This window comes from Bacteroidales bacterium, assembly GCA_031275285.1.
In the GTDB taxonomy this organism is placed as follows: Bacteria; Bacteroidota; Bacteroidia; order Bacteroidales; family UBA4181; genus JAIRLS01.
Genome location: JAISOY010000005.1, coordinates 1 through 10,692 on the forward strand (window position 1 = coordinate 1; position 10,692 = coordinate 10,692).

The 10,692-nt window shown below is 40.2% G+C and carries 7 protein-coding genes; 3 read left to right on the top strand and 4 right to left on the bottom strand.

The genetic code is table 11. From position 1 onward, the window contains the following. The 3 genes from LBQ60_00765 to LBQ60_00775 all read right to left on the bottom strand — a co-directional run. A partial coding sequence (locus LBQ60_00765) for an efflux RND transporter permease subunit (protein MDR2036433.1) occupies positions 1–674 on the bottom strand: 674 nt, incomplete at its 3' end. Between the two features lie 4 nt (positions 675–678). Then, the gene (locus LBQ60_00770; GenBank protein ID MDR2036434.1) at positions 679–1,764 is read right to left on the bottom strand and encodes an efflux RND transporter periplasmic adaptor subunit; all 1,086 of its coding nucleotides are present in this window, start codon (positions 1,762–1,764) and stop codon (positions 679–681) included. Between the two features lie 109 nt (positions 1,765–1,873). Then, a complete protein-coding gene (locus LBQ60_00775; GenBank protein MDR2036435.1) occupies positions 1,874–3,172 on the bottom strand; it encodes a TolC family protein in 1,299 nt (432 codons plus the stop codon). A 215-nt stretch (positions 3,173–3,387) separates the two neighbouring features. Here LBQ60_00775 and glgP point away from each other — a divergent pair, with 215 nt between their 5' ends. The 3 genes from glgP to LBQ60_00790 all read left to right on the top strand — a co-directional run bounded on the left by glgP (position 3,388) and on the right by LBQ60_00790 (position 9,327). Then, the gene (gene glgP / locus LBQ60_00780) at positions 3,388–5,961 is read left to right on the top strand and encodes an alpha-glucan family phosphorylase (GenBank protein MDR2036436.1); all 2,574 of its coding nucleotides are present in this window, start codon (positions 3,388–3,390) and stop codon (positions 5,959–5,961) included. Positions 5,962–6,402: 441 nt separating this feature from the next. Then, a complete protein-coding gene (locus LBQ60_00785; GenBank protein ID MDR2036437.1) occupies positions 6,403–7,419 on the top strand; it encodes a M28 family peptidase in 1,017 nt (338 codons plus the stop codon). 90 nt (positions 7,420–7,509) lie between these two features. Continuing rightward, a complete protein-coding gene (locus LBQ60_00790; protein MDR2036438.1) occupies positions 7,510–9,327 on the top strand; it encodes a mucoidy inhibitor MuiA family protein in 1,818 nt (605 codons plus the stop codon). A gap of 107 nt (positions 9,328–9,434) precedes the next feature. Here LBQ60_00790 and LBQ60_00795 read toward each other — a convergent pair whose 3' ends face one another. Next, on the bottom strand, positions 9,435–10,610 hold the full coding sequence (locus tag LBQ60_00795; protein MDR2036439.1) for a 6-bladed beta-propeller: 1,176 nt from the start codon (positions 10,608–10,610) through the stop codon (positions 9,435–9,437). Positions 10,611–10,692: the final 82 nt, after the last annotated feature.

Below are 10,692 nucleotides of genomic sequence, written 5' to 3' on the forward strand. Positions count from 1 at the left end.
TGACTCCCTTTCTGTATGATATCACCACCTACATTGATATTACTCCTCGATACCGCTTCATACACTTCCAGCGGCGACAGGTCGTAATGGTTCAGCTCCGTAGGGTCAACCTTGATCTCATAAATCTTTTCCTCCCCACCGAAGCTGGCAATAGTTGCTACACCGGGAACCGATAATAACTCGCGTTCCACTACCCATTCATTGATGGCAGCTACTTCACGGATAGGCAAATCGCTTCTCAAAACATACCGGTATATTTCCCCCGTCGCACCGGATGGGGGATCGATAGAGGGCGAGGCTCCGTCGGGAAGGTTCAGGTCCTGCATCCGGTTGGATGCATACTGTTGTGCATAAAAGTCATCGACGCCATCCTCAAAAAGTACGGTTACCACGGAAAGCCCGAATAAAGAAGTGGAACGGACATCTGTTTTTCGCGGAATAGTATTCATTACCCGCATTACTGGTAAAGTAACAAATTTTTCTACCTCTTCCGCACTTCTTCCCGGCCACTGTGTAATAATCCTTACCCGGGTATTGGTGACATCCGGATAAGCCTCAATGGGAGTATGTTTATAACAGATAATCCCGGCAATAAATAATAAAACGGTAAGGAACAATACTAAAACATGGTTGCGAAGCGCAAACGCAATAATATTTTCAACAAATTTATGCATGAGATTAAATTTCTTTAAGGGAAGAATAAATCAACAGTTGATTTTTTACCACAACATTTTCTCCGGGATCAACTCCTGAAAAGATATAAGACGTCTGCCGGTTATGTCCTTTTAAGGATACTTCCTTAAAGTTATACTTCCCCGAAACTTCCTGTACGACCACATAATGCTTATTGTTATCATAAATCAAAGCATCTGTAGGAACCGAGACATATACTTCCGGCGAAGTTCTTTTTACCCTGAGCATTACAGACATTTCCGGTTTGAATTTCAGATCAGGGTTAGGCATATTGATCCTCGCCTTTAATACTTTTTCCTCCGGATCGAACACCTGGGAAAGCGCATCGATTTTTCCTGTGAAAATCTCTCCAGGGTATGATAAAGAACTGATTTCTACCTCCATTCCTTCTTCAACAAAAGATAAATTGCTGGCATATACATTGGCCATGATCCAGACTGTGCCCAGGTCAGCTACGGTAAATAACGGTGTACTTTCCGGCGATACCGGGCTGCCGGCCGTAATGTTTTTTTCAACGATATAACCGTCCATGGGAGATTTGATAGCAAAAGTACCATCTCCTTTATCCTGGCCGTAAACAGACATATCCGCTTTTATCCGGTATAAGGATGCCTCTGACTGCTTCAGGCGGGCTTCAGCTTCCAGGTATTCTTTTTCAGACATCATATTATTCTCATATAAGGACCGGGCGCTTTCCAGTTCCCTTTTGGCAATTTTCACCTCATACTGAAAGGATATATATTCGGATTGCTGGGCACTCAGCTCATTGCTCCTGATCTCAGCAAGTGTCTGCCCCTTCTTTACCTTATTGCCCAATGAAAAATAAGTACGTTCGATCATACCTGACACCAATGGTGTATATGTAATGATCTTATCCGGATCATATTCCACTTTTCCCGTAAGTGTCAATTCCTCGTGAAGCGGACTCTTTACAACTTCCTGTATTTCCACAGACTGCACGAATGCCGGATGTACCTGGTGTTCTGTTTTTAACGTTTCGTTCACGGAACGGTTACAACAGGTCAGGAAAAGAATGCTAAGGCCGAGTATGATTATTTTATGAAATTTCATCGTGATTATAGAGTTTGAAAGTTTATAAAGTCTGAAAGTTTGAAAGTTTATAAAGTGAGATGCATTCTCAATTCTCAATTCTCAATTCTCAATTTTTAATTCTTAATTTTTAATTCTCAATTCTCAATTCCTTCCCGGTGTAATACTGAAGTTCTTCGAAACATATATTCATTTTTTTCCTGGCGGTCAGGAGGGTTTGCTTGTTGGCCTTATATACATCGAAAAAGTCCATGAATTCAACCATTCCGATATTTTTACTGCTCAGGTTATGGACATAAGCATCCATCATGGTTTCGTATTCAACCAGAAACTCATTTTCATGAATTTTCCGGTAAAAATTATATGACATTACATAATCATTGTATGAGGCCATTACTTCCTGAAAAGCCATATTTTGTTGCTGTTCGGCAAGATAACGGCTTTGTTCAAGTTGGATCCCGGCTGTTTTGATATTGCCCTGATTCCGGTTAAAAAAAGGTAATTCGACGTTTACTCCGAATCCTACGAAGTTTTTCCAGACTCCCCCATAGCGGTCGTAACTGGCAGCGATTTCCACATCAGGAATCCGGTGTGCTTTTTCATAAGCAAGGGATCTATTATGGTATTGCACCTGTAATTGGTACGACATTACATCAGGCCGGTGGATAGTGGAATCCAGTAACTGAACAATCGATATATTCTCCGGATCTAACCATACACCAGTCATGTCTTCTATCTCGATGTACACATTTGCCTCGGCATGTAACAAAATTTTGAGCATTTTCTGCATTTCATTGATCTCCGTCTGTGTCTCGTTGGTCTCACTTTGTAATTCCAATAAAGACGCCTGTAACCTCAATACTTCATTTTTTGAAATATTACCGGATGACATTTGTGCTTTATGAGAAACGATCAATCGTTCCAACACTTCTTCCTGTCTGTTGAGTACATTAAGGTAAGATTGCAGGTAGATCATTTCATGAATATTTTTCCGTAGTTCTACTTTGAGTCCCCTTAATACATCTTCAAAATCCTGCAGGGCAATTTCTTTAGCCAACTTTTCCCGATGTACCAGTTTTCTTCTTTTTCCTACCGTCCGGATCAGCTGGCTCAGTTCAACACTAAATTCGGTATTCTTACCGAAAGAACCGAATAAAGGCGGAATAACGTCATCCACTCCTTCACGCTGTGAGTCGGTACTCCATAAATTCACCTGTGATAATGAAAGAACGGGATTATTCCATAACCTGGCCTGTATAACGGCCGCATCCGCAATATCCACATTTAATCGTTCTGCAATGAGCTGCAGGTTCTGCGCCAGAAATAAAGCCTCGATCTGCTCCGGTCCGGCTTTTATTATTTTACGCTCCTGAGCCTGTATAGATAACAGTTGGAACATACCGACCATTATCAGGAAACACTTTTTCATGATCATACTTATTGATGCGACAAAAGTATGCTTCCTACATTAGACCGGATTTTAAACAGGATTACATCTTCTTTGGAAGTAGATTAGAAACGGATTAGAAAAAAATCTGTTATAGAAATGAATTTTATAACCATTCAAATCTAAATAATGAACAATTACACGAGTGGCCTGTTATAAAAAATTGGTACCCTTATTATCAATTTTAATTCATTCATATGGAAACAACTCGTACTAATAATCCCGTCTGGAGAACGATTCAATCAAAAATGAAACTGACAGACGACCTGTTGTCCCTGAATAAAATCGTATATAACTTATGGTGGGTATGGAGTAAGGATGCCCATGACCTATTCTTTGATCTGGAAGCTGACCTGTGGCAGGAATGTGACTATAATCCTATCATTTTTTTACAGAAGCTATCTTTTGAGCGGATCCAGCAGATAGTGAACAATAAATCCCTGATGAGGAAAGTGAAAAACGTTTCCTCTCTTTTCGAAGACTACATGTCAAAAGAATATGATCCGTCCAAACCTTCGGTAGCTTATTTCAGTATGGAATACGGACTGACCCATATATTGAAGAATTATTCGGGTGGTCTTGGTATCCTTGCCGGAGATTACCTTAAAGAAGCAAGCGACAGTCGTGTCGATATGACTGCAGTGGGCTTGTTGTATCGTTATGGTTATTTCACACAGGACATTTCTCCGGACGGACATCAGGTAACCATATACGAATTCCAGAATTTCAATGAACTACCTGTCAGGCAAGTGCTGGAAGAAGACGGAAGACCGATGATCCTTGCCGTTCCGTATCCGGAAAGGGATGTATATGCATTTGTATGGAGCATTGATGTAGGAAGGATAAAATTATATTTCCTTGATACCGATAATGAAATGAACAGTGAATATGACCGGCCGATTACTCATCAGCTGTATGGAGGTGACTGGGAAAACAGAATAAAACAGGAATACCTGCTTGGTATCGGAGGTATATTACTCCTTGATAAACTGGGTATAAAGAAAGACATTTATCATTGTAACGAGGGACATGCAGCCTTTATCAATGTCCAACGACTCCTGCACTTTATCGAGAACGAACATCTTACTTTCAACCAGGCACTTGAGATGGTAAGAGCATCGGCATTATATACCGTTCATACGCCTGTTCCGGCCGGCCATGATTATTTTGAAGAATGGTTATTGGGTAAATATATGGGAAGTTTCCCTGCCCGGTTAGGCATATCATGGCAGCAATTCATGGATATGGGAAGGGAACACCCCGGAAGTGACGAAAAATTCAGTATGAGCGTTTTTGCTCTTAATACCTGCCTGTCTGCCAATGGCGTCAGCTTTTTGCATGGAAAAGTATCCCGTGTTATGTTTCAACCGGTATGGCCGGGGTATTTTGCAGAAGAATTACATGTCGGTTACGTCACTAACGGTGTCCACATGCCGTCCTGGGCAGCCGGCCAGATGAAAGCGCTGTATGAAGAAAACTTCAATGATCAATTTTATGAAGATATGTCGAACCCCAAGATATGGTCGGGAATATATCAGGTGTCCGATGAAAAATTATGGGAAGTAAGGTTGCAGTTAAAAAAGCGTTTCCTGGAGTATGTAGCCAACCAAATGAAGAAAGAGTTCCTGAAGACCCCGTTGCCCCCATCACAGATCTTTTCGATGATAGAAAAGTTCAATCCGAATGCACTGCTTGTCGGTTTTGCCCGCCGGTTTGCCACCTACAAACGGGCACACCTTTTGTTTTCAGATCTGGAACGCCTGTCAAAACTTGTGAACAACGAAAAACATCCCATACATTTCATTTTTGCAGGTAAAGCTCATCCAAACGACAATGCCGGACAAGACATTATAAAAAGAGTGGTGGATATATCCCACATGCCGGAGTTTTCAGGAAAGATCATTTTCCTTGAAAATTACGACATTCTTCTGGCGGAAAGACTAATATCGGGAGTGGATATCTGGCTGAATACACCTACACGACCACTGGAAGCGTCCGGAACATCCGGGGAAAAAGCCCTGATGAACGGTGTGCTCAACTTTTCGGTTTTAGACGGATGGTGGTATGAAGGTTACAGGGAAGACGCCGGATGGTGCCTATCCGACCAGCAGATATATCCTAATACAGCCTATCAGGATGAGATAGACGCGACTGCGATCTTCTATATATTCGAACATGTTATATTACCCTTGTATTATGCCAAAAATTCCAAAGGCTATTCCCCGGAATGGATCCGATACATAAAAAATTCCATCGCACATGTTGCACCCAGATTTACCACGAAGCGTATGATCGATGATTATATTGAGAGATTTTACCATCCTCTGCAGAGCCGGAGCAAAATTCTTGAAAAGGAAAACTATTCGAAAGCCAGAGAATTATCTTCCTGGAAAGAAAATACGCTGGCCAATTGGGAACAAATCAATGTGGATTCCATAAGTGTAAAAAAAACAGATGGGTCTGAAATTTCCGGCGATCTGTTATTTCTGGAAGGAGACACGATTATTATTAATATAATACTGGATAAGAGAGAAATGGAGGGGGATCTGGGAATTGATTTTGTACTGACCCAATATGATATAGACAAGCAAATTTATCAATTTGTTTTTTCAAAAGAAATTCCCAGGGTAAAAAAAGCAGGAACAAAACTGTATTTCAAACTGGAACATACCATGAAAGAATCGGGAACTTTCAATTATTCATACCGTATGTTCCCAAAACATAAGGATATGTCGCACCGCATGGATTTCGCACTTACCCGATGGATATAACAGGAAATCCCGGTTAAAATATACTATTGGAAAAATTCATCAATTCGGCTTCTCAATAAGGGTGCAAGGTAAAAATTGCACTCTTTTTCTTTTGTATTTTCCCATCAATAATAAATTTGAATATTAAACAAAATAATTAAAAATGGAAAACCCAGGCGATAGCCGGTCTCGTGAGCGTTAGCCAGTAATTGAGAATGGAAAATAACTTTTTAAACATTCTGACTTTATGAACTTTTTAACTTTCCGACTTTATAAACATTCCAACTTTTCTACTTATAATCTTAAATCTTGAACTTTGAATCTTTAACTTTGATTTAAACTACAAATATTCCGTATGGTATTTTACCCGTTGAAAACCACCATTCACCTATTATGAATATATCTATGTCTTAAAATGGATTAATTTCGGTCTGTTCATGTATCAACATAAAACATTTTCACATGAAATGGATTTTTTTATCCCTGGTCTTTATCCATCTTACCCACATGTTCAATAAAAATACCGGTAAAATAGGTTTTGACGGATACAGTGTTAATTCCGAAGAAGCACCTGTCTTAAAATCAGACACAACACTAATTGTGGAACACCTGAGCAGGATCACAAAAGCAGATGGGTTCCGGAATTACCAAAATCCGGAACTGTTGAATCGGACAGCCGAATATATCCTCTCCGTTTTCCGAAAATATGCCGATACTACATGGTTCCAGACATATACGGTCAACGGGATAACGTACAAAAATGTAATTTGCCGGTTTGGAACTCAACAGCAACCGCTCATTGTCGTAGGGGCGCATTACGATGTCTGTGGAGATCAGGAAGGGGCTGACGATAACGGCAGCGGTGTCGTGGCGTTACTCGAACTGGCACGCATGATGAAAGGTCAATCATTGGATCATCCTGTCGAACTGGTTGCCTATTCATTGGAAGAACCGCCTTATTTCAGGACCCCTTATATGGGAAGCTATGTCCATGCACAATCGTTAAAAGAAAGCGGCATATCTGTGTACGGGATGCTTGCCATTGAAATGATCGGTTTTTTCAGTGAAGAAAGAGGTTCGCAAAGCTATCCGGTAAAACCCATGAAAGTAGCTTACGGCAGAACCGGTGATTTTATCCTGTTGGCGAAAAGAACCGATCATGGTGCATTCGTAAAACGTTTTTCTTCTGCTTTCAATCAGCTTTCCGAAGTCCGGACGAACAATATTAAGGCTCCGGCAAAGCTACCCGGAATTGATTTTTCCGATCACCTCAACTACTGGAGCCTGGATTACGATGCCCTGATGGTCACCAATACGGCATTTTACCGGAACAAAAATTACCATCGTCCTTCTGATACCATGGAAACACTGGATATATCAAGAATGTCCCTGGTCATTGACGCCATCTATCAGAGTTTATTGAAAGTAGCTGAAAAAGAGAACAAAAAGAATTTAAAATTCAGGAACAAACCTGCCTGAAATTCAGGAATCCGATCAGAAAGTAGGATCAGTTTTATTCAAATATTGACTGTATTTATTGTATTTTTACCTTTTAAAAACAACCATATCATGAAAGCAATTACTCTGTATACAATCGCTTTATCATCTGTTATATTATTAAAAACAAACGCCATGGATAATAAAAATGTGAGATCGAAAATAGAAGAAGTTACTGTCTTTTTTCAGGGGGCTGAGTTGGTTCATTCGGCAAAAGCGGCTTTGGTAAAAGGAAACAATGAATTATGGATCGACGGCTTAAGTCCGAATATCGACCGTAATAGTGTTAAAATCAAAACGACCAAAGGAGTGGTTATTTCTTCGTTCGAATTTTCGGTAGACTATTTATCCAAAGCAATACTAAGTCCCCAGGCCCAGAAATTACAGGATGAGATCAAAGAGCAACAAAAACAGCTGGAACAGGTGATGACAGAGATAAAAATCAATAACAACCTCCTTTCTATCCTGCAAAAAAGCATCGATAAAAAAGCATCGGGATCAGAAGCAGGATTAAGCATTGATGAACTGATCAAAACCATGGATTATTATAAATCCAAAGCCAACGAATTAGAAAAAACACTTGGCACTGACCGTGAAAAAGAACAGCAGATCAGAAAAAATATCCAGACTTTGTCGGCACGTTTTGAGCAGGAATCACTGAAAAACAACAAGACTTCAGGTATATTAAAACTGAGCCTCTCCTCCCCCGTTGACGGGAATTGTGATTTCACCATCAGTTATTACACATCTTCGGCAGGCTGGATCCCTTATTATGATATCAATGTGACGTCAACGGACGCCCCTATCAAGATCACTTCCAAAGCCAAAGTCCGCCAGGTAACAGGAATAGACTGGGAGCAGGTAAAGATCACCCTGTCAACTGCAGTTCCCAGCGGAGGAAAGATAGCTCCTCTGTTCCATACCTGGTTCTTGCAATATGTCCAACCGGCTCCTGCCTATGGGGTTAAAGACCAGAAAATGTCCAGAATGATGCAGAATGCTTATTCCTATGCACCCAGAAAAATGGCGGAATCCATGGAAGTAGAAGAATCAATAGCATTACCTGCCGAACCGGCACAGGCCAACCCGCTTTATGTGGTGGATGGCGTGCCCGTTGATATCAGCTATTTTGAATCCCTTGACCAGTCTATGATCAGGGATATCCATCAACTGGATGCATCTTCCGCTGTGAATACCTATGGTACGGCTGCTTCCGGCGGAGCCATAGTAGTTACCCTGAAAAACAGCATGGACGATTATGTGACGCAATCGGAAAACCAATTGAATATCTCATTCAATATCGATATCCCGTATTCTATCCCCGGAAACGGCAAAGAACAGAGTATTGATCTCAAGAACCAGGAAATTCCGGCCACCTTTAAGTATTACTGTACTCCGAAACTCGATACCGAAACATACCTGCTGGCTGAAATTGCCGACTGGCAAAAACTGAACCTGTTGAACGGAAATGCCAATGTCACTTACGACGGGACTTATGTCGGCGAGACATATATTGATGCTTCGTCTACCCATCAGAACCTTTCGCTTACCTTAGGAACAGATAAACGGGTATCTGTAAAACGCGAAAAAATGAAAGAATTCAGCAGCACCGGATTTCTGGGTAATGAAGTAAAACAGGAATTTGCTTATCAGCTGACGGTACGGAACAACCAGAACAAAGCAATTAAGATGGTGTTAAAGGACCAGTATCCGATCTCTACATATAAAGAGGTGACGGTTGAACTGTCCAAAGACACGACTCACCCCTCCTTCAACAAAGAAGATGTGGGTGTGGTTACCTGGGAATATGATATGCAACCGGGAGAAACACAGACATTCAAATTGGTTTATCATGTGAAGTATCCGAAAAACAAAACACTGAATTTGTAAATCGAAAATATCTATTATAATGTCGGTTTGACTGTAAAAAGCCAACCATTTATAAAAACACCCCAAAAGTTTGTGTCCAACTTTTGGGGTGTTTTTATGAAATATATTTATTTTTTATGTTTCACCAGCATGATCACCGGATTCGATTCTTCTTCCAATCCCTCGGCTACTTCTTTCAGTTTACCTTTCAAATGTCCATTTTCAAGGGATTCCAAAAGGTCGTCAGCATTTATACTTTGCCATGATTCGATTTCATGACTCACAGGTCTTAAACGGCTCATGTATATTTCTTTTTTATTTGAATAATCACCATTGTAAGCAATATATCCCGAAAAAGCTTTTTCCTGCCTGTCGTACATAAAATAAGTTTTCGGAAATCCTTTCCGTGAATCAAAATTATATTCATTTTTAATGGTTTCCATAAAGTAATAACGGTCGGAAAATAACCTCAACATAAGGAAAACTTCCGGATCTAAGGATTCTATGGGCGGAGTTCTTACGATAAACGGACGCAGGTTTTGATCCGGTAAAAGGGAATACACTGTATCTGATGAAACTTCTGACAATATCCAATTGCCATTATACGGAATTATTGAACGACAGGGACCGGGACTCACAGAATAAGTCATGCCACTTGCTGCATCTTCCCTGATCGCAACCGCTGCCTTTTTCTCTTTAAACGGAATTTTAATTTCTTTGATAATACTCCCGTCCTGTTTGGATACAAGAACAAACGGTATTTCTTTATTGTATTCATCATAGCAGATCAGATGATCTTTATCATAATTGAATATATCAGTATAAAATTGTGACCCGTTACCTTCCTTGTGTTTAAAACTTCTCTTGAAATTACCTTCCAGATCATATACCATAATCTTTTTGGGTGCATGGTCGTTAACAAACATCTCATTGTTTTCCTCATCTAAGGTAATTCCTAAAGCATAGTTATATTCTTCAGGGCCTTTTCCCATACGGTTGATCTTTCTCAGGGCTTTTCCGGTTCTATCATACACAAAAATATCCCCATCGCTTTTATAATTCTTTACCAGTATGGTATGCTTACCAATATCCTGTACGAAACCTTCACAAAGAAATTCATTATTTGTTTCCAGCGGAATATATTCCACATCCATAAAATCCTGAAGGATCAGTTCTTTTTTGGGATAACTTGCCATAACATCGACGGTGATCAATGCATCGTCCGGATTACCCGATTGCTTATTTCCACCACAGGCTGCCAGCATAAACAGAAAAATTACAGCAATAAGATTCAATTTTTTCATGATAAAACGTTTAGGTGATCATAAAAGGGACTATTTGTGATCTAAATAAAGTTATTTTATTCGACGATACAAAATTTTCGGA